Genomic DNA, 22,557 nt, shown 5'->3' with positions numbered 1-22,557 from the left:
ACCTTTTTACCTTTAAAAGCCTTTTTACCTTTAAAAGCCTTTTATAACTTGTATCTTACTCCCAGCAGGAAGGTTCTACCGTACTTATAAGTACCCACGATAGTCTTATCGCTCTTCTGCCCCTCATACTCTAAGTTGCTCTTGTTCACGGTCTTCAAGTATCTCTCGCGCTTGGCATCGAGCAAATTGTTAGCCTTGAAGAAGACGGAGAAGCCGTTCTTGAATTGCTTTTCTGCACTCAGGTCGAGACCGAACATCGCCTTATCCCATTGGTCAGCATCCTTGAAAGGAGAAACCAGGGCAAGCTTGGTACCTGTGAAGGAAGAGGCCAACTGCGCATTCCAGCCATTCTCCGTATCCTTATATAATAAGGAGATATTGGCGGTATGAGGAGCCTGATTGACCAGCGGACGGGTCTGGGTTACGCCTGTCTTATACTCGGCACTTCCCTCCTGATACTCACGCTTGGAGGTGGTGATTTCAGAATGGGTGTAGGTATAGTTCGCCTTCACTCCGAAGTGGCGGATGTACTTGATCACGTCAATCTCAAATCCCATATTCTTGGCATTACCAAGGTTATCCGGCGTATAGTAGGCATCGGTTCCGGCACCAATCTTTCCATCCGATGTTACGAACACCTGCTCGATAGGGTCCTTCAGATACTTATAGAACACGCCTGCCAAGATCTGCTCGGTCTTGCTTGGGAACCACTCCCAGCGCAGGTCGATATTGTCGATGCGGGCACGCTTCAGGTTTGGATTACCCTTCTCCTGATACTCCTCGCCCATTAACTGATAAGGCACAATCTCGTAGAAGCCCGGACGGTTGATGGAGCGATAGTAAGAGAGACGCACGTTCATCTTCTTGGTTGGCGTCCACTTGATGGATGCCGATGGCAGATAATCCCAGTAGCTCTGCTCGCCCACCTGTCCCATATTGCGGAAGTGCTGGAGCATGGTGTAAATCTGGTTGGTGTGCTCTGCACGGAAACCGGCATTCAGTTCGCCCAGTTCACTCTTCAGGGTTACCATAGCGTAAGCGCCGCCGATGTGCTCCTTGGAATCATAGTTGAGCTGCGAAGCCTGAGAATAAGGAGTCTTGCAAACCCAATCGATGTTATCATACTGGTCTAATCCGTTGCCGTCCAAAGTCTGCGAGATGTCGGCTGGATTGAAGATGTAGGAATAATATCTGTTGCTACGCTCTTTTCTGCGATACTGCGCACCCGCCTTCCAGAGCGCCTCCACAGAGTTGGAGAAATGGGTATCGTAAGAGAGGTTGATGTAAGCCGCCCTGTCGGTATCCTTGTTGTGCTGGAATCGGCGCTCGGCACTCTTAGGCAGGGTCTTGGTAATGTTCTTGTTATCGTCCCAGATAGAACCCGCAACGGCATCGCCGCCATTCTCGGCAGTCCTGCTCACGGTATTCGTCAGAGAGACATAGGTTCTGTCCGGATCTTCTTCCTTTGCCTGAGAGAACACGCCCGACCAATCGAGGGTAAAATCCTTGGTAAGATGATGCGTACCCTTCAGGTTGGAGGCGAATATACTCTGAGTAGTTGAGAGAGAGCGCACCTCATCATCCTGGGTATAGCTGTCGGCTCCGATGTATTCGGTATTGATGCCGCTATTGTATCTGATGCCCTTGGAATTGGTGCGCACATACATATTATACCATTCCAACTTATGTCCAGGCAGAGTCAAGTCGAACTTGGCATGAACACCCGTGGTAAGGTCGTGGATGCTGTAGAAGCGATGATGCAGATTGGAGATATACATCGCCTGCTCACCCGAAGCCATCTTCACGGAATTATAGGTGCGCTCGGTACCACGGAAAGTATTCTGAACGCTTCCGGCAAGCATCACACCCAGGCGATCGCCCCAGAATCGGTTGCCGATGCTCAAACCTCCGATGAAGTTGGGAGCAGGAGCGGAATGGCGCTTCAACTGTACAGGACCATTTTTGAAATCGCTCATCTGTGCCTTATAGTCTTTTCCGAAAGCCTCGTAAGGCGCCTTCTTGGTATAGTCGGAACGGTTGCTGGTAAGATAATCTCTACCCTCTTTCCAGAAATAATCACTCGCTCCGATGGCAGCATTTGCCTGAATCTGGAAACGGGAAGGAGCATCCTTCATCACCATGTCCACCACGCCGCCGGCTGCATCGCCTTCCATATCAGCAGTCAGAGACTTGGATACCACGAGGCGGTCCATCAGGTCGCTTGGGAAGATATTTAATGGGATATAACGGTTCTTGTCGTCCGGACTTGGAATCTTCACGCCGTTGACCAGGGTGTAGTTGTATCGCTTATCCATACCACGGAGGATGGCGTAAGAAGCCTCTCCGGAAGCATCACGCTCCATGGTGACGCCAGAAACACGCTGGAGCACGCTCGCCACATTGACGTCAGGAGAGAGTTGGATGCTCTGCTGGCTCATCACGTTGAGCACGTTACCCGCATTTTTCACGGTCTCCACGGCACTACGGTCGCTTCTGTATTCGCGATGACCGGTAACCACCACTTCGCCCAACTGCTTCAGGTCTTCATCCATGGCGATGGTCAGGTGTCCATCCTTTCCCACTTTTCCATCCTTGGAAAAGTCTTTAGCCACATCTACCACCATTTCACGGGTCTTGTAGGCCATGTATGAAACGATGAGGGTCACCTTGCCCTTATCAGGCAGTTCATGCAGGGTGAAAGTACCATCAAGTCCGGTGGTGGTACTCACGTTGGGCAACTCCTTCACTCGGATTACGGTTCCGATGAGGGGTTCGCCCGTCTTGTTATCCTTGACAATACCATCCAGCGTATGTGCTTGAATGGCGGAAGTCGCAGCGGCAAGAAGCGCCGCACTCATTAAAAATCTTTTCATCTATATCGCTATTGATTCTTCATTCGTTTCTTTTCGCAAAAAAGCTTCTTTTACTTTTTTACCTTTAAAAGCCTTTTTACCTTTTTACTTTTTTACCTTTTTACTTTTAAAACCGTGTGTATGATTTTTCCATCCTTGTCAATCATCGCCATTCTGAGCTGCTTCTTATCTACGGTAAATACAGAGAATCCGTCGGCTGGACTGCAGAACACGGTGCCATCGATAGGCTTCACAGGGCGAGCCAGAGAAGAAGAGGAATTGACTACGTAGTCGATGTTATCGCCCTTCTTCTGGATGTGCTGGAAGTTGTGGATGTGACCGCAGGCATAAATCGCCACATTATTATATTTATGGAGGATAGGCAGAAGGCACTTCTGCATGTCGAGACGCTCGCTCTCCTTCTTCGTGGTGTAGGCATAGATAGGATGATGGCCTACCACGATGACCCAGTCTTCCTTGGCATTCTTCAGGGTTTCGTCGAGCCAGGAGAACTGAGCCTCAGCATCCTGCTTGCAGGCATCAGGATAGATTTCCGCATTCTTGCGGTAAGAATCAATAAGGGGTGTTGTATCGAGGAAGATGACGCGCACGGTGGTTCCTTTGTGGTCGAACACCTTGGTGTAATATTTGGCTGGCATCATCCAGCGGCGGCTTACCTTGCCGTAGTCCATAAAAGCCTGGGTATTACCACGATACTCATGGTTGCCACAAACCGGGAACCAGTTGAGCATCAGGTCGGGATGAGAATAAACCCATTCGTAATTGGTAAGCCACAAAGGGTCCTGGGTAGAAGTCACGCCATTGAAATGGTGGATGTCGCCCACGGCAAGTACGCATTCCGGATCTACCGTGCCCGCCATTTCGCCCATCAGTTCTGCGATAGGCTTCTGGTCGTAGTAGCCGTTGCGCCCCATATCATTGGTCATGTAGAGGGTGATTTCGCCCTTCAGTTTCTGCCATTCGGCAGCATTCGCCTTCCAGTTAGGATTCTGCGGAATTGCGGTTGCTGCACTCTGAGAACAAGTGGTTAATGCTGCGTTTTGCGCCTGAGCAGTCAAGCCACCGCCCAACAATAAAGCCGAAGCCAAAACTACAGTAGCCATTCTACCTTTCATCATAGCAAAGCCTTTGCTATTGCCATGCTTACCCGAAACTTTCTTTTCCATTTTTTCTTTATCTGACTATAATTATTAATATTCTAATAAACTTGAATATTCTAATCCGTATTTCCCCATATAGAGACAATACCATTCAGAATTCGGGTGCAAAGGTAGGGGTATTATGTGTCAAAAGGGTTACAAGGATTTTAATTAGCAGATAAAAGATACTACAATCTTATTACGGGGAATCTCCCCGATGCTTTTAGGGAAAATCATACATCAGATTATGGTTTTCCCTTTGTTGTTTTCAGCTATTCTCTCTATCTTTGCACCACATAAAAGAAAGGTTGCATCAGACATCTTGAAAACAAGCCTCATGATGAACGTTTGCACTTTCTTTGCACCATCAAAAAGTTGATAGCGGCACCAAGTAGCCTCTTCAATCAAGAGAACAAAAAGAAATGCAGTAATAACCCTTTAAAGAGAAGATCGTTATGAAAAGAATGATTATGACATTGGTTGCAGCATGGATGATGATTGCATCTATGAATGCTCAGAGACTGACAAATATTCAGGCTGAAGCCCGTTTTATCACAGATAAGATGGTGGTGGAACTGGGATTGAGCAACGCCCAGCGCAACAATCTCCTGAACATCAACTTCACCTATCTGGACGGCATCCGAAGCTATCGCGACATCGATGCCTACGGCTGGCATTATCGCAACAAGCAGCTCAAGCGCATGATGACCGCCAGACAATGGAAGAGATTCAAGAACTCATACTATTTCTATCGTCCTATCGGCTGGCAGAATCATGTGTATGTTCACCATATTTACACCAAGTATCCTAAGCATAACTGGGGACACGACAAGCGCCGCCCTCGCCCTGAGTGCAACTACGGAAGACCGGGATGGCCAGGCGGAACCCATGAAACTTATGGACCAGGAAAGCCGTGCAAGCATCACAAGCACGACAAGAAGTGGAAGCATGACAAGAAAAAGTGGAAGCACGACAAGAAGAAGTGGAAGCACGATAGAGATTGGGATGATGATGATGACGATGATGATGATGATTGAGATAATGACTGGGATGATGACAAACATTCGATGATAAAACAGAAGAAATCCAAGCTGAAGATGATTCTCCGGCTTGGATTTCTCGTTAAATAAAAACTAACTATGCCGACTAACTAATAACTAATCATTAATAATTAATTACCAATCATTAATTACTAAACATTAATTACTGACAAAACGTCTTCCACAATCTGCTCATCGAGCAGGCGATTATCCGAAAGCAACTTCTTCACATCGTATCTGTCATAGAGTCCCTTCCTGATGCCGCCCACCATCACCTTCATTTCTGAAGTGCCATAGTAAGAGGCGATGCGCTCTCCGAATCCGCCATCCTTCGAGCCATCCTCTAAGGTTACCACCAACTGATGGTTTGCCTTCAGGCTATCCAGCGTCTCGGCATCCACCTCATTCAGATAACGGGGATTGATGAGCGTAGCATCGATACCCTTATCAGCCAACAGGCGGACTACATTCTCGCCCTTCTGATAGAACGAACCGGCGGCGATGACTGCCACCTTCTCGCCCTGGTGCATCACCTTGTACTTTGCCTCATAACCATACTCAGCATCAACGGTTTCAGAAGTATGAACCACACCATTGCTTGGCACGCGGATGGCAATAGGTTTCTTATCCTGCAGAATGCTCCAGCGGAGCATGGCGAAATACTCCTCGCAGGTGGTTGGAGCCAGATAGATGAGCCCCGGAATGCTGCTGAGCATCGGAATATCGAAAAGGCAGATGTGGGTGATGTCGTTCATCGAGTTCACTCCGCCTCCTACCACGTTGATTACGGCTGGGTTGGAATTGATGCAGAGGTCTTGCGCTATCTGGTCGTAGGTACGCTGGATAAAGGTGCTGTAAACGGTCCATACCGGATGCAGTCCACCCTTCGCCATTCCCGAAATCATGGCTACTGCCTGCTCTTCGGCGATTCCCATATCGATGTGCAGCTTGCCAGCCAGTTGGCGCTTATCGGCAGTAAAGCCGCCTGCGGTAGGAGTACCGGCGGTTACGGCGATGAGGGTCTTATCCTGCTTCATCTCGCTGAGCATCCAGTCAGAGAATAATGTACCGTAATCCTCTGTTGGAGCAACCTCCGGAAGGGTTCCATCGGCATTCCTTCTTGGTCGCGAACCGTCTTCCAGGTTGAAAGGCAATCCCCAATGCCAAGCCTCCTTATTGGCTACGGCTGGCGCAAATCCATGCCCTTTTTCTGTGTGAATGTGAACCACGGTAGGCTTATCCGTATCCTTCACGCTCTCGAAAACCTGGATGAGTTTTTCGATGTCGTTACCCTCTTCCAGGTACTTGTATTCAAAGCCCCATGCCTTGAACCAGTTGTGCTCGCAGGTACCGTTGCTCTGGCGCAAGGCACGCAGATTCTTATAGATTCCGCCATGATTTTCGGCGATAGACATTTCGTTGTCGTTCACCACGATGATAATGCCCGTACCGAGTTCCGAAGCCTCATCCAGTCCCTCGAAAGCCTCGCCGCCAGAAAGGGAGCCGTCGCCAATAATGGCGATGATGTTCTCATCGGTACCCTTGATGTCGCGCGCCTTCTGCAAACCGGTGGCAAGACTCACGGAAGTAGAAGTATGCCCCACCTCAAAGTTATCATACTCCGGACATTCGGCAGGAGAAGAATAACCCGAAATGGCATTCATGTCATCCACATCGCCGAGGAATCCCGCAGCTCGTCCGGTGAGCACCTTATGCGGATAACATTGGTGGCTTACGTCAAACACGAGCTTATCCTTTGGCGCATTAAAAACGTAGTGAAGCGCCACGGTAGCCTCCACGAATCCCAGGTTCGGCCCCACATGACCGCCATGCTTGCTTACACGGTTCAGCACAGCCTGTCTGGTTTCATCAGCCACCACCTGCAGCTCCTTCAAATCCAGCTTCTTCAAGTCAGCTGGCGACTTTATTTTCTCAATATACATATTTTTTATACTTATAGTTATGATTATATGATGATTATAATCATGATTATATGATGATCATGATTTCCGGGTGCAAAGATACGAAGATTCCCACAAACACGCATTACCCCAACTACAGAAAAAATGAATGATTTTCCGGAAATCTCATCTTGGAATATTCTTCAGGAAAACTCATCTTGGAAATCAGCCTGCTGCCTTATCCCTATCCTTCAGAATCACAGCCATATTATCCAGCGCCCATTCTATCAGATGATCCATAATAGGAATAAGGGTTACAGCACGGGGTGTGAGAGAATACTCCACTCTTGGCGGCACTTCGGCATAAGCCTTGCGGGTAACGTAGCCATCAGCCTCCAACGATTTTAACGTGCTGGTAAGCATTTTCTGCGAAATATCCGGAATCAGCTTACGCAGGGCATTAAACCGGAGGGGACCATCCTGATGATTTTTCAGGGTGTAGATTACCAGTAGCGACCACTTGTCGCAAACGCGCGCCAGAACGTTACGGATGGGACAGTCCTGCACTACCATTTCTTTTATCATTCTTGCCATAATCAATCTCCTTATATTCTACTATAATATTCTGCAATAATCTATAATAATCTGCAATAGGCTACAAAAGTAACTAATATCCGGAAAGACACCAAACATACCAAGTTAATCTAAGTTAACGCTTCATTTTTCTTTCTCCCATTCCCACGCAATAGTTACCTCCCGGTAACCATCTTACCCCCAAGTGCCCTCTTGCAGGAACCAGTTTTTCGCAGTATCTTTGCAGCGCAATTCAGAAATGAAAGCTGAAAGCAGAAGTATTCACAAAAAGAAATAACTGAACTTTTGCATGTGGTTCAAGTACGGGCTTCTGCCCTTTTCGGGCGTGTGGGGCGAAACTTGCGAAAGTTCAGGAAATAACATAAAGTGAAAGAAAAAAGAGAAATAAAGAAAGAAAAAGAGAAATATAAACATTAAAAATAACAGACAAGATGAAAGAAACAAAGACTATTGCAAAGGCTGCTAACTTTACAGCCACAGATTTTGGTAAGATGAGTGAAATCAAGGATTACACCTTAGAGCTGGGTCCTGAGATTAAGATTCCCGGAAAGGTATTTGGAGGTCAGAGCGTGAACGCTACTGGTGGCGAGTTTTCATTCCAGAGCTTTGCTCCTGGCACAGAGACAGGCTTCCTCCATACTCACAAGAACCACGAGGAATTGTATTTCTTCCTCAGCGGCAAGGGCGAGTTCCAGGTGGATGGCAAGGTATTCCCTGTTCAGGAGGGAAGCGCGGTAAGAGTAGCACCAGCCGGCAAGCGCTCTGTTCGCAACAATGGTACAGAACCACTCGTGATGCTCTGCGTGCAGTATAAGGGCGCAACCTTTACTGCCGAAGATGCAACCGACGGCGTGATTCTGAATGATAAGGTGGAGTGGTAGAAACTACTCCACCACTTCCATGATTTCCGGATGCTCCATCCGCACCTGTTTCTTGAGCTTCTTCACCACTTCGGAATAGCTGTGGCGAAGCAGGGACAGGATGAAATCATCTTCCAGCCCACCGTAGAGATTCACCTGGTTCCAGTACTTCTTGTTCCAATGCCATGCGCCTTCTATTTCGGGATGCTCTTCCCGGAGTTCGAGGGCATAATCGGCATTACATTTCATCGTAACCCATTCCGGGCGCTCCAAATCTACACAAGCAAAGATCTTGCCCAAAATGCGAAACACCAAGGTCCGCTCATCAAAAGGAAAAGCCTCGGTTACGAGGGGAAGCGAGAGGCAATACTCTCTAATTGATTCTATGTTCATAATATCTTCTGATTCATTCAGATTAAGATGATTCTATTTTTCAGATGCATTTTCTAAAGCATCATTTTCTGCAATTTCTTATGCTTAGATCATGCTTTTCTTATGCTTAGATAATGCAAAGATAATAAATTCTGATGCAAAGATACAGTTTTCTCTTTAAAACACCCCTTTATGAGACACCAAAAAATAACCTTTTTGTAACTTTTTCAAGAAAATATTTGGTAGTTACATCATTTTATTGTAGATTTACTGCAGATTTTTAAAAGAAGGAGTAAGTATGAAGAAGGAAAAGAATGAAAATCTGATGACAACAGATGTAAAGCCGATGAAGCAAGGACTTCTATCCCAAATATTCCATCTCTATTATGATGGCTTCAGGACGATGACCCTGGGCAAGACGCTCTGGACCATCATCCTCATCAAGCTTGCCATCATCTTCCTGGTGCTCAAGCTCTTCTTTCCGAATTATATTAACAGTAATGCAAAAAACGGAGACAAGGCTGGCTTCGTATCCAAGGAAATTCTGAACAGATAAGACTCTGAATTTCAATCCTATATTATCAGAAGAAATACAAAAACATGATATAATAACAATTTTAAAACCGTTCAACTATGATGACAAATCTATTATTAGACATTACATCAGCCACCATCGACTGGTCGAGGGCGCAATTCGCACTCACAGCCATCTACCATTGGCTGTTCGTGCCGCTCACCCTGGGACTGGCAGTAATCATGGGCATTGCCGAAACATGTTACTACCGCACCAACAAGCCATTCTGGAAGCACGTAACCCGTTTCTGGCAAAAACTCTTTGGCGTGAACTTCGCCATGGGTGTTGCCACAGGCATCATCCTGGAATTTGAATTCGGCACCAACTGGAGCAACTACTCCTGGTTCGTGGGCGACGTGTTCGGCGCTCCCCTTGCCATCGAAGGCATCCTGGCATTCTTCATGGAGAGCACCTTCGTAGCCGTAATGTTCTTCGGCTGGGATAAGGTGAGCCGGGGCTTCCACCTTGCCTCCACCTGGCTCACGGGACTTGGAGCCACCATTTCTGCCTGGTGGATTCTCGTAGCCAACGCCTGGATGCAATATCCGGTGGGACAGGAATTCAATCCCGACACCATGCGCTTCGAGATGACCTCGTTCCTGGATGTGGCACTCTCGCCATTCGCCATCAACAAGTTCACCCATACCGTCACCTCATCCTGGATCATCGGAGCCACCTTCGTGGTAGCCGTAAGCTGCTGGTATCTCCTGAAAAAGAGAGAAACCCAACTTGCCAAGGCGAGCATCAAGATGGGTGCCGGAGTAGGACTCATCGCCACCCTGCTGGCTGCGATGACCGGCGACAATTCCGCCTATCGGGTGGCACAGGTGCAGCCAATGAAACTGGCTGCGATGGAAGCATTATATAATGGTGGCAAGGGCGAGAGCCTTACGGCGATAGCAGCCGTTCACCCATTCCAGCAGCCCGATTACGAAAACGAGCAGGAGCCAGCCATGCGCATCGCCATCCCCAACATGCTCTCGTTCTTAGCCACCCGCACAGCCGATGGCTACGTGCCAGGCGTAAACGATATTCTCAAGGGTTACACCCACGAGGATGGTACCCGGGAACCATCCGTGCAGGAAAAGATAGCCCGGGGCAAGAAGGCGATTGTTGCCCTGAAAACCTATCGCGAAACCAAGGCGCAAGACCAGCTTCCTATCTTAAAGGAAAATATGAAATACTTCGGATATGGTTACATCAAGGATGCCAAGGAACTGGTGCCGAGCATCCCAATCTGCTTCTACGCCTTCCGCCTGATGGTGGGAGTAGGCTGCCTGCTCATCCTCTTCTTCGCCCTCAGCCTATTCTTGGTCTATAAGAAGGAAATCGCCCAATACCGATGGTTCCTCATTTCCGCCATCATCATGATTCCACTGGCTTACATCGCCTCAGAATCGGGCTGGATAGTAGCAGAAATCGGTCGCCAGCCTTGGACCATCCAAGACCTGCTGCCAGTAAGCGCCGCCATCTCCGACATCGAGGCAGGCAGCGTGGTCACTACTTTCTTCATCTTCCTGGCACTCTTCACCACCATGCTCGCCGTAGAAATCAGCATCCTGGTGAAGCAGATCAAGAAAGGACCGGAATATGAATAATCTCTCTGATAATCAATGTTTTTCAGAAAGATTTCGAAAAGAATCATAGGATAGTTTTTCAGTAAACAACAAAACCCGAAAGTATTATGACATACGAATTTTTGCAATCATACTGGTGGTTCCTCGTATCATTATTAGGAGCCCTGCTGGTGTTTCTCATGTTTGTACAGGGAGCCAACACCTTGATTTTCTGTTTAGGAAAAACAGAAGAAGAGCGTCGCCTCATCATCAACTCTACGGGGCGAAAGTGGGAGTTCACCTTCACCACGCTCGTCACCTTCGGCGGAGCCTTCTTTGCCTCGTTCCCATTGTTCTACAGCACCAGTTTCGGCGGAGCCTACTGGCTGTGGATGATCATCCTGTTCTCGTTTGTGATTCAAGCCGTGAGCTATGAATTCCAGAACAAGATAGGTAATTTTCTTGGACCAAAGACCTTTCAAATCTGCCTCATCATCAACGGCATCGTGGGGCCTCTGCTTCTTGGCGGAGCCGTAGCCACCTTCTTCAACGGCAGCAATTTTCTGATAGATAAGGGTAATATTACCAACAGTCTGCAACCCGTTATCAGCCGTTGGGCAAACGCCAGTCATGGTCTTGATGCCCTGCTCGACCCATGGAATGTGGTGCTGGGACTTGCCGTACTGATATTAGCCCGCATCCTGGGCATACTCTACATCAAGAACAACATCGAGCACCAGCAGATTCAGGAGCGCTGCACCCGCCAGTTGCCATGGAATGCCCTGCTCTTCCTATTGTTCTTCCTGCCATTCCTCATCAGATTGCTGGTAAAGGACGGATTCAGCACTTCTTCTTCCGGCATTACGATTGAGAGCATGAAGTATCTTCACAATCTTCTGGAGATGCCAATCTTGCTTGTAATATTATTAATAGGTGTAGTACTCGTTCTTTTCGGCATTTTCAAGTCATCGAGGAGCGTGCAGTATAGAAAGGGAATCTGGTTTACGGGCATCGGAACCGTGCTCACCGTGCTGGTTCTGCTGCTGATAGCCGGCTGGAACAATACCGCCTACTATCCATCCAACATCGACCTTCAGAGTTCGCTCACCCTCGCCAACAGCTGCAGCAGCGAGTTCACGCTCCGCACCATGGCGATAGTTTCCCTCCTCATCCCGTTCGTGCTCGCCTACATCGTCTTTGCCTGGCGCACCATCGACCGCAAGCGCATTACGCAGGAAGAAATAGAGCAGGGAGAAGCGTATTAAAAAAGGCAGAAAAAGTGAGTCTCTTCAACGCCATGATAGATTTCGGAGAGTGGGAAGTAACCGAGATTTTCCTACCGGATTCTGTTGAATAACCCCATTAATTCAAAAGTCCCACAGATTCCACAGATTTACACAGATTCATTCTTGCCATAATCGAAAGGAAAATTCCCCAAATATCCAAACAAAAAAACTGCGTCATCTGCGAAATCGCGTGCTTTTTTCCAAAGGCCGAACAAGTCCAGAATCTGTGTAAATCTGTGAAATCTGTGGGACAAAACCCTCACACAAAGAAAAATCTATAACTCGATTACCTCCAAGTCATCAGGCACCACAATCCTGCCCTTGAAAAACTCAGCAGCCTCCAGGGAATATTTCTCCTTGCGAGAGGCAAGCGTCTTCTCCTCCGTATGATAAAGAATGAGATTCTTCACGCCCAACTCAGCCGCCAACTTGCCCGCATCCAGCGCCGTACTATGACACTTTTCGTAAGGCTTGAACGTATCCCGGTCGGCATACAGACAGAAAGCCTCACACATCATCCAGTCTACCCCCTCGATATAACTGCGGTTGAGCGGATTGTAAGGCTCATCACCCAGACAAGCCAATACCATAGGTTTGCTTTCCACCTCCCGAGAGCCATCAGAACCCACACCTTCCACCGGCAATTCCGCCCGGAAACCAAACTGCTTTTCCTTGGTAGAATGAATGTCAAAGCAGGTCAACTTCATATCCCCCACTTCGAACGCATCGCCATCCTCAAGCAGATGAAACACCACACGTTCCTCCACCTTCTGCAACTGCTTCTTAGCCAATATCATGTCGATGATCGTGCGTATCACCCTCATCACCTTGTCATGACCATAGACGTGCAACTGTCCCTCATATCCCTTGCATTGGGCCACCATGCGAATCACCCAGATGACACCTAACACATGGTCGGTATGGGCATGAGTGACGAAGAGATGATGCACCTCGGAAATCGGGAAATCCACCTTCTTCAGTTGCGAGAGAATGCCATTTCCACCACCCGCATCCACCAGCAGACGGGTGGTATCAGTAGCCAGCACAAAACAGGTATTATAAATCTGGGTAACCGTAGCGTTGCCCGTTCCCAACATCGTAATCTTATTCATATTCCAGTTCTATTTCAAAGTATATCCAGTTAATAAGGAAACAGCAGCGGCAGGACGAAAGTCATCACCAAGCCGATGATAATCTGCAGAGGCAGACCCACCTTCACATAGTCCATAAACGAGTAGCCACCCGCCTTCATCACCAGCGCATTAGGCGGCGTGGAGAATGGAGAGGCGAAGCACATGCTGGCTCCCAAGGTGACCGCAAAGAGGAAGGAATAAGGACTCACACCCACCTGCTGGGCTGCCACTAAGGCGATAGGAGCCATCAGCACGGCCGTGGCGGTATTGCTGATAAACATCGTCATCAGAGAGGTGGTGAAATAGATGCCTGCCAAGAGAGCCGTAGGTCCCAGCGCCCCTAAACTGGCCACTAATGTCTGCGAAACCAGCGCCGAGGCTCCCGTCTTCTCCAGCGCCGTGGACATCGGCATCATCGCCGCTATCAGCACGATACTCTCCCAGTTGATGGTTTTGTAAGCCGCCTCCACATTACGGAAACAGCCTGCAAAGACCGTGAGCAGACCGGCTATGATGACCGCCGTAACCGGAGCCACAGGGATGAAATCAAACACCATCATCGCCACCATGAGCAGCATGATGGCTGCAGCCACAGGAGCCTTATAGTCGAGCAGCACCTTGTCGGCAGTCTTCTCAGGCTGGTCGAGCACCACCCAGTTGGAAGTATCCGAAGTGAGATGAGCCAGATTGGTCCACTCGCCCTGCACCAGGAGCATATCGCCCACATGCAGTTTGGCAGCTATCAGATTATCCGTGATATATTCCTCTCCCCGCTTCACACCCAACACGTTGATACCGAAGCGCTTACGCAGATTGGCTTCTCCGATGCGCAGGCCTGCAAAATTGGAGGTAGGCATCACGACTATCTCCGTGAGTCCGAGGTCATAGAAGTCGATTTTCACGTCCTTCATCTTTCTCAATCCATAGTCGTAGGCAAACTTTTCTATCTTCTCCTCATCGCCCAGAATATAGAGGATATCGTGTACGGAAATCGTGCTGCTGCTCTTCGCCATGTTCTGGTTGACATCCTTCACGAGTCCGAGTTTCGACTTCTTCTCGTTTCTGATTTCGATGATGCTCACCCCGTATTTCTTCTGTATGCTGAGGTCCTTGAGCGTCTTGCCCACGATGTCCATCACCCCGCCATTTTCATCTGCCGCCCCATAGCGCTTGCTGGGCACGATGTAGCGATGCAGATTGTCGAGCAGCTGGTATTCGTCCACCAGGTCGTCGAGCGATTTCGCCTTGTCCTTCTTCTTTCCGTTCTGCTTCTTGCTGAGGAAAATCTTGCTGAGGGGCATGAGCACGATGATGCCGATGGCGATGACGATGAGACCCACGGGGAAGAAGGAGAAGAAAGCGAGCGGCTGATAACCGGCTTCCGTGAGCACCTCGTCGATGACCAGGTTGGGCGGCGTTCCGATGAGGGTGAGCATTCCTCCGAGACTGCCCGCAAAGGCAAGGGGCATGAGGAAACGGCTCGACTGCATGCCCGATGCTGCCGCTAAGCTCACGATGATAGGCATCATGAGCGCCACGGTTCCGGTATTGCTCACGAAGGCTCCGATGAAGGAGGTGACGAGCATCACGAGCAGGAAGGTAATGGTTTCGTTGCCGCGCGAAAGGGCCATGAGCTTATTGCCCGTGAGCTTGGCAAGTCCCGTCTGCATGATGGCTCCACCCACCACGAAAAGACCTATCATCATGACGACGATGGGCGACGAGAAACCTGCCAGGGCTTCTGAAGGAGTAAGAATTCCAAATACGAGTAGTGCTGCCAGAGCGGTAAGAGCTACGATGTCGGCCCTCACTCTGCCCCAAATAAACATGGCAACCGTAATGATTAAAATGCTAAGCGTTATTGTCATGCTATAAAATTTGAATTAAAATCATGTTTTCGAAACAAAATCATGTTTCAATTGCAAAGATAAGCACTTTTTCAGAAAAAACAAAGAAATTGGTAAAAAAACTTTGCTCATATCAAAGTATTATACTAACTTTGCAGACGGAAAAGAAACATTAAAACTCCAAAATGATAAAGAAAGGTAAACATACAGTATTATTTATTTGCCTCGGCAATATCTGCCGCTCCCCTGCGGGTGAAGGCATCATGAAGAGTCTCGTAGAGAAAGCGGGACTGAGCGACGAGTTTGAAATCGATTCTGCCGGTATCGGCAACTGGCACGTAGGACAATTGCCCGACAGCCGTATGAGAAAATGTGGCGCGGAGCACGGTTATGATTTCAACAGTCACGCCCGCCAGTTTAAGAAATCAGACTTCGACCGCTTCGACACCATCGTGGTGATGGACAACGACAATTACCGTGCCATCACGTCCATGGCTTCCTGTCAGGCGGATAAGGACAAGGTGGTTTGCATGGCTGATTTTCTGACCCATCATCGCCAATATACGACCGTTCCCGATCCATACTATGGCGACTATAGCGACTTTGAACTGGTCATCACTCTCCTGGAGGATGCCTGTCAGGGATTGCTGCAGTCTCTCATGGAATAGGTGCTAAAGAGTTATAGGATTTCTAATTTCTCATTTCTCATTTTCTGTTGACCTACATCAAGCCGAAAAATGATTTGGTTGACATGAGTCAAAAAAAGTCCTCGTATCATCATTTTGTCATGCCATTGTGACAGATTTTCAAAAAATAGGCATTACCTTTGCACTCGAAAAAGGTGAGATTATAAAAGGATAATGTTAAACTGGAGCCTCAAATGGAGACTCCGCAAAATGAAAATGATTATGATGACAACAGTAATGATTCTCGCAGTAGTAGCAGTCATGATTGCTAAAGCTGTAAATGTAAACGACAAAATGGAAATGGGTAAGTAATTACCTGTTCCATGAGTGGTAAAAAGATTCAGGCTGAAAGAAGCCTGCAGTATTAATTAATTAAAGGATAACAAGTATGAAGACAATTTTCGAAAACATCAAGAAGGCTTTCAAAGCTTTCCTTGAGAACTACATGAACGCCATGGAAATGTATGGCGAGGCATTGAGTAAAGGTCGTGGTTGCTCTTGCGCTTAAGGGGGGGTACCTCTGGTGCATCAGAACCTACGGAAAGGATGCTTCTTTAAGCAAGCGTCCTGAATGAAAAGAATGCTGCTTCTATAAGCTAACTTCAGAAATGAAGTTACTTCTTCAAGCGGGCATTCATTTGATAAAGAAAGTAATTACGTTTGTAATATATGGAAGAAGCGTGCAAGTCTTTAAAGCTTGTACGCTTTTTTATTTTTTCTCCGCTGAGTTTTTCTTCTCGCAGATTTTTCTTCGTGGGAGGATTTTGTCCCACAGATTTCACAGATATACACAGATTTTCTTCATCATGATTTTTCTTCATCGGATTTCACGGATGAATCGGAAGGCATTCTTGCTTGCCGGATTACTCACGGATTTTCGCAGAACTTTGGCCGCTGGCCAATGGCTCGCGCCCGATATATGCTCCTGTTGTTTTGGTCACGCAGATTTCGCTGATGACGCAGATTTTTCTTCGTGGGAGGGTTTTGGCCCACAGATTTCACAGATATACACAGATTTTCTATGGAATCTCTGGTGAATCGCTTTGTCCAACCTCAGGGGGTATCTGCAACGACCAGACAGGTCGCCTCTGCGAAAATCCGTGAGTAATCGCCGCAGCAAGAAACCTCCGAATAAATTCCGTGTCGTCCGATGAATAAAAAAATCCCATGAGAAAAAATCTGCGTCATCTGCGAAATCTGCGTGACTTAAAAAACGTCCCAATAAATATCTGTGTATATCTGTGAAATCTGTGGGACTTTTTCCAACCTCAGGGGGTATCTGCAACGACCGGACAGGTCGCATCTGCGAAAATCCGTGAGTAATCGCCGCAGCAAGAAACCTCCGAATAAATTCCGTGTCGTCCGATGAATAAAAAAATCCCATGAGAAAAAATCTGCGTCATCTGCGAAATCTGCGTGACTTAAAAAACGTCCCAATAAATATCTGTGTATATCTGTGAAATCTGTGGGACAAAAAACTCCGATGAAAAAATCTGTGTAAATCTGTGAAATCTGTGGGACTTTTTCCAGTCTCAGGGGGTATCTGCAACGACCGGACAGGTCGCATCTGCGAAATCTGCGTGACTAAAAAAACAGATCTACACAGATGATTCTCCCCGATTTTATACTTTTTATTTGGTCATTTCATTATTTAATCATACCTTTGCAAGCAACTTTAAAGTGGTACACTTTTAAATTAGAATATAAAAGAAAATGGAGCAGCAAGATATTATCAGCAAGTTAGAAGCTAAGGGAATCAAACCTACAGCCAACCGCATCCTCGTTCTCAAGACTTTAGCGAGCGAGCAACACCCCCAGAGCCTCAGCAGTCTGGAACACAAGATGCTGACCATGGACAAATCCAGCATCTTCAGAGTGCTCACCCTCTTCCTCGAACACGACGTGGTGCACGCCTTCGAAGACGGACGAGGTATTCTCAACTACGAACTCTGCGAGGAAGAAGGAAAATGCGACCATCATGACGGTCATATCCACTTCTACTGCGAGGCTTGCCAACGCTCCTTCTGCATGGAAGACATCCACATCCCAAGCTTCGAATTACCAGCAGGATTCTATCCCCACTCCGTTTCCTTTGTCATCAAGGGAGAATGCCCGGAATGTAGAAAAAAGCACAAGTACTTGCCATAATAACGGCATTAACCTGCCTGACAACGGCACAAATGTGCCATATAATCAGCAAAAAATTGCCTTAAAATCAACAAAAGAAGCATCCTTAGCTTAACATACATTTAACTATTTATCTTTTTTAGTTGCATATTTACAACTAACTTTTTCTTACAAAGTATATAAGATTTGTAAATTTAGGGCTTTTCAAATTTAAGAGCCGTTAAAGTGTTAAATTCAAATGTTAAAACGGGATAAAAAACAAGACGGAATGATTGCTTTCTCATTTTTTGCTCCTATATTTGCAACCGGTTAGACGAAGCAACCGTTTTTCCAAGACAGTCAAATCTGCCTGAAATCAAGAATCCCCTCACAAGGAGTTCCGGGAACAAGAAAACCAAAGCAGAGGTTCTGAAATCAAGAATCCCCTCGCAAGGACTTCTGAAAAAAAACGAGGCTGCCGCAAACCAATTAGAGTAATAAAAAAGAAAAGTAATAATTAAAAGCAATAGACATGAAAAAGGTAACAAATTACGTGATGGCTCTGTTGTGCGTAGGTTCACTCGCATTCTCAGCCGGTGCATTCATGAAAGTAAACGCAGCTCCAGCTACAACTTCAGCTCCAGCTGGACAACCAGTAGATCTCACTTATGCAGCAGAAAAAGCTCTGCCAGCTGTAGTTCACATCAAATACGTACAGAACTCCAAGACGACAACGGTTGACGTGCAGGACGATCCATTCGGAGGATTCTTCGACCCATTCGGCTTCTTCGGAAACCCTGGCAACGGCGGCACACGCAAGCAGAGAGTGCAGACCCCTAAGAAAGAAGCTACAGGTTCGGGAGTCATCATCAGTAGCGACGGATATATCGTGACCAACAACCACGTGGTGGAAGGTGCTGACGAACTGACCGTCACACTCAACGACAACCGCGAATACTCAGCCCGCATCATCGGTACCGACAAGACTACCGACCTCGCACTCATCAAGGTGGACGGCAAGAACCTGCCTACCCTCCCTATCGCAGATAGCGACAAGGTAAGAGTCGGAGAATGGGTCATCGCAGTAGGCAACCCATTCGGTCTCAACAATACCGTGACTGCCGGTATCATCTCTGCCAAGGCACGTACACTCGGAGCCAACGGCGTAGAGAGCTTCATCCAGACTGATGCTGCCATCAACGCAGGCAACTCTGGTGGCGCACTCGTCAACACCCAGGGCGAACTCGTAGGTATCAACGCCATGCTCTACTCACAGACCGGTTCTTACGCAGGATATGGTTTCGCCATCCCTACATCCATCATGAACAAGGTGGTAGATGACATCAAGAAATATGGAAGCGTACAGCGCGTAATGCTCAGCATACAGGGTTCTGACGTGCTCAACTATATCAACAACCAGAAGGAGAACGGCAAGGAAGTGAACCTCGGAACCAACGAGGGTGTTTACATCGCCAAGGTGGATGAAGACGGAAATGGTGCTGCTGCCGACCTGAAGGAAGGTGACGTAATCACCAAGGTGGACGGCAAGAAGGTGACCAAGATGGCTGAACTCCAGGAATTGCTCAACGGCAAGCGCCCTGGCGACAAGATGACCATCACCTATCTGCGCAACAAGAAGGCTATCACCAAGACCATCACGCTGAAGAATGCTCAGGGCACAACCTCTGTCATCAAGTCAGCCGACCTCGATGTGCTGGGTGGCAACTTCCGCCAGATTACCACTTCACAGAAGGAGCAGCTCAACATCAAGTATGGTGTAGAGGTGATGAAGGTGAACAGCGGAGCCTTGAAGGAAGCCGGAATCTCTCGCGGATTCATCATCCAGAAGATCAACGACAGCAATATCACTTCTCTCGACGACCTGCAGAAAGCCGTCAAGAGCGCTTCTACCAGCAAGGACCCTGTGCTCTACATCCAGGGTATGTGGCCTACAGGCAAGAAGGCTTACTTCGCAGTTCCTCTGCAGAAAGACTAAACCAGTCGCCCCGAAAGGAGAATTAGTTAACTTAAGCTCCAACAAGCATTTAGTCAGAAAAATTCTCCAATTAGGCGTCAGAATAAGGTTTTGAAAATATAAAAAACGACAAAATAGCAGGTATTTTTTTAAATATCTGCTATTTTTTTTGCTATTTTTTTTGTCAATTCGAACAAAAAGTGTATTTTTGCAGAACTTTAAAAAATAAGGCTACCATGAGACAACTAAAAATTTCAAAATCAATCACTAATCGTGAAAGTGCGTCACTCGACAAATATCTGCAGGAGATAGGACATGAAGAACTACTCTCGGTAGATGAAGAAGTGGAATTGGCACAGAAAATCAAGAAAGGTGATCGCCGAGCCTTAGAGAGATTAACAAGAGCAAACTTACGCTTCGTTGTCTCCGTGGCAAAGCAATATCAGAATCAGGGACTCAGCCTCCCCGACCTCATTAATGAGGGAAATGTTGGACTCATCAAAGCAGCAGAGAAATTCGATGAAACACGTGGATTCAAATTCATCTCATACGCTGTTTGGTGGATTCGCCAGAGCATTCTGCAAGCCATCGCTGAGCAGAGTAGAATCGTGCGCCTGCCACTCAATCAGGTGGGAAGCGTCAACAAGATAAACCGTGAGTTCAACAAGTTTGAGCAGGAACACGAGCGCCGTCCAAGCGTAAATGAGATTGCCGACCGCATAGACTTACCTGAAGACAAAATCGAGGAAGCCATGAAGGCCAACAACCGACACGTGAGCATGGATGCTCCTTTCGTGGATGGAGAGGACAACAGTCTGCTGGACGTACTTGCCGACAACGATATGCCGATGGCTGACAAGGCACTCGTACAGGAATCGCTACGCAAAGAAATCGACAGAGCTATCGAACTGCTCAACGATAGAGAGCAAAAGGTGGTAAGGGCCTTCTTCGGCATCGGGTCACCTGAAATGACGCTCGAGGAAATAGGCGAAAAATACAATCTCACCCGTGAGAGAGTGCGCCAGATCAAGGAGAAAGCCATACGCAGACTCCGACACAACACGAAGAATAAACTGCTGAAGACCTATCTGGGGCAGTAGGCTATCAGAAAGATAGTCTGTAGGCTATCCAGAAAGAAGGTCAGTAGGCTATCAAATAACTTAAGAATAGAAATGAAATTATCAAAAATCGGACTCACAGCTATTGCAGCTACACTCCTCATCTCGCTTGCAGCACAGGCTAAAAACGAGATGAGAAAAGCATACGTCTTTGGATTTGCTTCTTCTTTCAACGACTCCACAGTCTATATCACAGACATTCAGGAGTTAGACTCTGTATGGTTTACCAGCAAGCATCATTTCCTGGTAAGCCGAGAGAACTACTCATACCAGTTGCGCGACTATCTGGCAAACATCGGAGAGCAGCACCGCACATGCATGGTGGAATATAATACCGACCCGAAGAAACTGGAGAAAGCGTGGAACAAGCTCTACTCACGCTATGCGCACAACCAGAAGAAGAAAAACAACCAGAAGCAGAAGAGCGAACTGCCTCCTTTCCAGATCAAAAAACTGACCAGGGAGCAATTCCAGTTCCAGTCTGTAGCTCCTATGGATGAAGCTATGGAAATAGAGGAACCTGTAAAGAAAGTGAAGGCTAAGAAAGCCCTGAAAAAGCAACGCAAGAACAAATGATAGAATCACATGATTTTAATATCGCAGAGTTGAACGTGAGAATCTGTTTTGCAGAGTCTCCATTCAACAGCATGCGACTCCTGACCTCATTCGAACCCTTCAGAGTCAACACTTTGGAGGGTCATCTTTTTTTTAGTCTGCTTGTAGATGATTCCCTCAAACCCTACCCCAAGGATAAGCGCAAGAGAATCAGGGCTTTCGACACGGGAAACGGAGATACCATCGTGGATAGACTCGACAACGGAGGCTACCAGTATATCATCAAGGACATCAACGGGGCCAGCTGCTGCCTGCTGCAAACCAACAAGGACTTCAGCGACTGCCGATGCGCCCTGAACGGCAACTACAACATGCGTTGCTTCGGACTGAACAACGCCCTGATGCTCATCTTCGCCTTTGCCGGCAGCAGACTGCAGACTCTCCTCATCCACGCATCTCTGGTAAGACAGAACGGATACGGATACGCATTCATCGCCAAAAGCGGAACCGGAAAGAGTACACAGGTAAGCATGTGGCTGAGATATCTGAAGGGATGCGACCTCATGAACGACGACAATCCTATCATAAGATTCATCGACGGAGAGCCTTACATCTACGGCAGTCCGTGGAGCGGCAAAACCCCTTGCTATCGCAACGTGAAAGCCAAGTTGGGAGCCATCACACGCATCGACCGCGCCAGTTCCAACTGGGTGGAGCGCCTTTCGCCTATCGAAGCCTTCGCCTCTCTCCTGCCCTCCTGTTCGAGCATGAAATGGGATCAGGATATTTTCAACGACCTCTGCAATACGATTACCCGACTGGTGGAGACCTCCAACATCTACACTCTCCATTGCCTGCCCAACCGGGAGGCTGCCGAAGTTTGTAATCAGGCGATTGCCATCAAAGAAGGTGAAGGAAAATCCGCGTGACAAAAAAATAATA

General features: G+C 47.6%; 19 protein-coding genes. 11 read left to right on the top strand and 8 right to left on the bottom strand.

The window, feature by feature from the left end; all coding sequences use genetic code 11:
- Positions 1-41: 41 nt before the first annotated feature.
- Together DW917_RS04980 and DW917_RS04975 are read right to left on the bottom strand one after the other, a co-directional pair.
- A complete protein-coding gene (locus DW917_RS04980; RefSeq protein WP_118116954.1) occupies positions 42-2,873 on the bottom strand; it encodes a TonB-dependent receptor in 2,832 nt (943 codons plus the stop codon).
- Positions 2,874-2,965: 92 nt separating this feature from the next.
- Positions 2,966-4,039 (bottom strand): metallophosphoesterase, encoded by a 1,074-nt coding sequence (locus tag DW917_RS04975; RefSeq protein ID WP_118116953.1) that lies wholly within the window; start codon positions 4,037-4,039, stop codon positions 2,966-2,968.
- Between the two features lie 428 nt (positions 4,040-4,467).
- Here DW917_RS04975 and DW917_RS04970 point away from each other — a divergent pair, with 428 nt between their 5' ends.
- Positions 4,468-5,049 carry a hypothetical protein gene (locus tag DW917_RS04970; RefSeq protein WP_118116952.1) on the top strand — a complete coding sequence of 194 codons (582 nt, stop codon included), beginning with the start codon at positions 4,468-4,470 and terminating at the stop codon, positions 5,047-5,049.
- Positions 5,050-5,204: 155 nt separating this feature from the next.
- On the opposite strand, the gene DW917_RS04965 is transcribed toward DW917_RS04970, so the two are convergent.
- A complete protein-coding gene (locus DW917_RS04965; protein ID WP_118116951.1) occupies positions 5,205-6,995 on the bottom strand; it encodes a 1-deoxy-D-xylulose-5-phosphate synthase in 1,791 nt (596 codons plus the stop codon).
- A gap of 183 nt (positions 6,996-7,178) precedes the next feature.
- Positions 7,179-7,547: a helix-turn-helix domain-containing protein gene (locus DW917_RS04960; RefSeq protein ID WP_118116950.1), complete on the bottom strand. Its 369-nt coding sequence runs from the start codon at positions 7,545-7,547 to the stop codon at positions 7,179-7,181.
- A 431-nt stretch (positions 7,548-7,978) separates the two neighbouring features.
- Here DW917_RS04960 and DW917_RS04955 point away from each other — a divergent pair, with 431 nt between their 5' ends.
- Positions 7,979-8,428, top strand: a complete 450-nt coding sequence (locus tag DW917_RS04955; protein WP_118116949.1) for a cupin domain-containing protein — start codon at positions 7,979-7,981, stop codon at positions 8,426-8,428.
- A gap of 3 nt (positions 8,429-8,431) precedes the next feature.
- Here the strand turns inward: DW917_RS04955 and DW917_RS04950 are convergent, their stop codons facing one another.
- Complete coding sequence (locus DW917_RS04950) at positions 8,432-8,800, bottom strand: MmcQ/YjbR family DNA-binding protein (protein ID WP_118116948.1); 369 nt, start codon at positions 8,798-8,800, stop codon at positions 8,432-8,434.
- 277 nt (positions 8,801-9,077) lie between these two features.
- Here DW917_RS04950 and DW917_RS04945 point away from each other — a divergent pair, with 277 nt between their 5' ends.
- The 3 genes from DW917_RS04945 to cydB all read left to right on the top strand — a co-directional run bounded on the left by DW917_RS04945 (position 9,078) and on the right by cydB (position 12,174).
- Positions 9,078-9,335: a DUF4492 domain-containing protein gene (locus DW917_RS04945; RefSeq protein ID WP_118116947.1), complete on the top strand. Its 258-nt coding sequence runs from the start codon at positions 9,078-9,080 to the stop codon at positions 9,333-9,335.
- A gap of 80 nt (positions 9,336-9,415) precedes the next feature.
- Complete coding sequence (locus DW917_RS04940) at positions 9,416-10,951, top strand: cytochrome ubiquinol oxidase subunit I (RefSeq protein ID WP_118116987.1); 1,536 nt, start codon at positions 9,416-9,418, stop codon at positions 10,949-10,951.
- An 86-nt stretch (positions 10,952-11,037) separates the two neighbouring features.
- A complete protein-coding gene (gene cydB, locus DW917_RS04935) occupies positions 11,038-12,174 on the top strand; it encodes a cytochrome d ubiquinol oxidase subunit II (RefSeq protein ID WP_118116946.1) in 1,137 nt (378 codons plus the stop codon).
- 296 nt (positions 12,175-12,470) lie between these two features.
- On the opposite strand, the gene DW917_RS04925 is transcribed toward cydB, so the two are convergent.
- Both DW917_RS04925 and DW917_RS04920 read right to left on the bottom strand, forming a co-directional pair.
- The gene (locus DW917_RS04925; RefSeq protein ID WP_118116945.1) at positions 12,471-13,307 is read right to left on the bottom strand and encodes an MBL fold metallo-hydrolase; all 837 of its coding nucleotides are present in this window, start codon (positions 13,305-13,307) and stop codon (positions 12,471-12,473) included.
- A 29-nt stretch (positions 13,308-13,336) separates the two neighbouring features.
- On the bottom strand, positions 13,337-15,196 hold the full coding sequence (locus DW917_RS04920) for an SLC13 family permease (RefSeq protein WP_118116944.1): 1,860 nt from the start codon (positions 15,194-15,196) through the stop codon (positions 13,337-13,339).
- A gap of 164 nt (positions 15,197-15,360) precedes the next feature.
- Between DW917_RS04920 and DW917_RS04915 the strand changes: the two genes are divergently transcribed.
- Complete coding sequence (locus DW917_RS04915; RefSeq protein WP_118116943.1) at positions 15,361-15,843, top strand: low molecular weight protein-tyrosine-phosphatase; 483 nt, start codon at positions 15,361-15,363, stop codon at positions 15,841-15,843.
- A 632-nt stretch (positions 15,844-16,475) separates the two neighbouring features.
- On the opposite strand, the gene DW917_RS17055 is transcribed toward DW917_RS04915, so the two are convergent.
- Positions 16,476-16,682, bottom strand: a complete 207-nt coding sequence (locus tag DW917_RS17055) for a hypothetical protein (RefSeq protein ID WP_147344117.1) — start codon at positions 16,680-16,682, stop codon at positions 16,476-16,478.
- Positions 16,683-17,574: 892 nt separating this feature from the next.
- On the opposite strand from DW917_RS17055, the gene DW917_RS04905 reads away from it, so the two are divergent.
- From DW917_RS04905 to DW917_RS04885, 5 genes are all read left to right on the top strand, one after another.
- Positions 17,575-18,009 carry a Fur family transcriptional regulator gene (locus tag DW917_RS04905; protein ID WP_118116941.1) on the top strand — a complete coding sequence of 145 codons (435 nt, stop codon included), beginning with the start codon at positions 17,575-17,577 and terminating at the stop codon, positions 18,007-18,009.
- 490 nt (positions 18,010-18,499) lie between these two features.
- Entirely contained in the window at positions 18,500-19,963 is a 1,464-nt protein-coding gene (locus DW917_RS04900) for a trypsin-like peptidase domain-containing protein (protein WP_118116940.1), read from the top strand.
- Positions 19,964-20,178: 215 nt separating this feature from the next.
- Positions 20,179-21,042: an RNA polymerase sigma factor RpoD/SigA gene (locus DW917_RS04895; RefSeq protein ID WP_118116939.1), complete on the top strand. Its 864-nt coding sequence runs from the start codon at positions 20,179-20,181 to the stop codon at positions 21,040-21,042.
- A 72-nt stretch (positions 21,043-21,114) separates the two neighbouring features.
- On the top strand, positions 21,115-21,636 hold the full coding sequence (locus DW917_RS04890; protein WP_118116938.1) for a hypothetical protein: 522 nt from the start codon (positions 21,115-21,117) through the stop codon (positions 21,634-21,636).
- Positions 21,633-22,544, top strand: coding sequence for a hypothetical protein (locus DW917_RS04885; protein ID WP_370453515.1), 912 nt, complete (start codon positions 21,633-21,635; stop codon positions 22,542-22,544). The genes DW917_RS04890 and DW917_RS04885 overlap by 4 nt, the downstream gene beginning before the upstream one ends.
- Positions 22,545-22,557 lie beyond the last annotated feature (13 nt).

Origin of the sequence: Prevotella sp. AM42-24 (assembly GCF_003461825.1) — a bacterium.
Taxonomy (GTDB): Bacteria; Bacteroidota; Bacteroidia; order Bacteroidales; family Bacteroidaceae; genus Prevotella; species Prevotella hominis.
Note: the sequence above shows the minus strand (reverse complement) of the source record. Positions and strands in the feature narration are given on the sequence as shown.

Excerpts from the sequence above, each read along its gene's own strand:
- DW917_RS04965 (WP_118116951.1), bottom strand. The coding sequence starts at position 6,995 with ATGTATATTGAGAAAATAAAGTCGCCAGCTGACTTGAAGAAGCTGGAT.
- DW917_RS04890 (WP_118116938.1), top strand. The coding sequence starts at position 21,115 with ATGAAATTATCAAAAATCGGACTCACAGCTATTGCAGCTACACTCCTC.
- DW917_RS04970 (WP_118116952.1), top strand. The coding sequence starts at position 4,468 with ATGAAAAGAATGATTATGACATTGGTTGCAGCATGGATGATGATTGCA.
- DW917_RS04925 (WP_118116945.1), bottom strand. The coding sequence starts at position 13,307 with ATGAATAAGATTACGATGTTGGGAACGGGCAACGCTACGGTTACCCAG.
- DW917_RS17055 (WP_147344117.1), bottom strand. The coding sequence starts at position 16,682 with ATGAAGAAAAATCATGATGAAGAAAATCTGTGTATATCTGTGAAATCT.
- DW917_RS04920 (WP_118116944.1), bottom strand. The coding sequence starts at position 15,196 with ATGACAATAACGCTTAGCATTTTAATCATTACGGTTGCCATGTTTATT.
- DW917_RS04900 (WP_118116940.1), top strand. The coding sequence starts at position 18,500 with ATGAAAAAGGTAACAAATTACGTGATGGCTCTGTTGTGCGTAGGTTCA.
- DW917_RS04955 (WP_118116949.1), top strand. The coding sequence starts at position 7,979 with ATGAAAGAAACAAAGACTATTGCAAAGGCTGCTAACTTTACAGCCACA.
- DW917_RS04950 (WP_118116948.1), bottom strand. The coding sequence starts at position 8,800 with ATGAACATAGAATCAATTAGAGAGTATTGCCTCTCGCTTCCCCTCGTA.
- DW917_RS04895 (WP_118116939.1), top strand. The coding sequence starts at position 20,179 with ATGAGACAACTAAAAATTTCAAAATCAATCACTAATCGTGAAAGTGCG.
- DW917_RS04905 (WP_118116941.1), top strand. The coding sequence starts at position 17,575 with ATGGAGCAGCAAGATATTATCAGCAAGTTAGAAGCTAAGGGAATCAAA.
- DW917_RS04975 (WP_118116953.1), bottom strand. The coding sequence starts at position 4,039 with ATGGAAAAGAAAGTTTCGGGTAAGCATGGCAATAGCAAAGGCTTTGCT.
- cydB (WP_118116946.1), top strand. The coding sequence starts at position 11,038 with ATGACATACGAATTTTTGCAATCATACTGGTGGTTCCTCGTATCATTA.
- DW917_RS04960 (WP_118116950.1), bottom strand. The coding sequence starts at position 7,547 with ATGGCAAGAATGATAAAAGAAATGGTAGTGCAGGACTGTCCCATCCGT.
- DW917_RS04915 (WP_118116943.1), top strand. The coding sequence starts at position 15,361 with ATGATAAAGAAAGGTAAACATACAGTATTATTTATTTGCCTCGGCAAT.
- DW917_RS04940 (WP_118116987.1), top strand. The coding sequence starts at position 9,416 with ATGACAAATCTATTATTAGACATTACATCAGCCACCATCGACTGGTCG.
- DW917_RS04945 (WP_118116947.1), top strand. The coding sequence starts at position 9,078 with ATGAAGAAGGAAAAGAATGAAAATCTGATGACAACAGATGTAAAGCCG.
- DW917_RS04980 (WP_118116954.1), bottom strand. The coding sequence starts at position 2,873 with ATGAAAAGATTTTTAATGAGTGCGGCGCTTCTTGCCGCTGCGACTTCC.
- DW917_RS04885 (WP_370453515.1), top strand. The coding sequence starts at position 21,633 with ATGATAGAATCACATGATTTTAATATCGCAGAGTTGAACGTGAGAATC.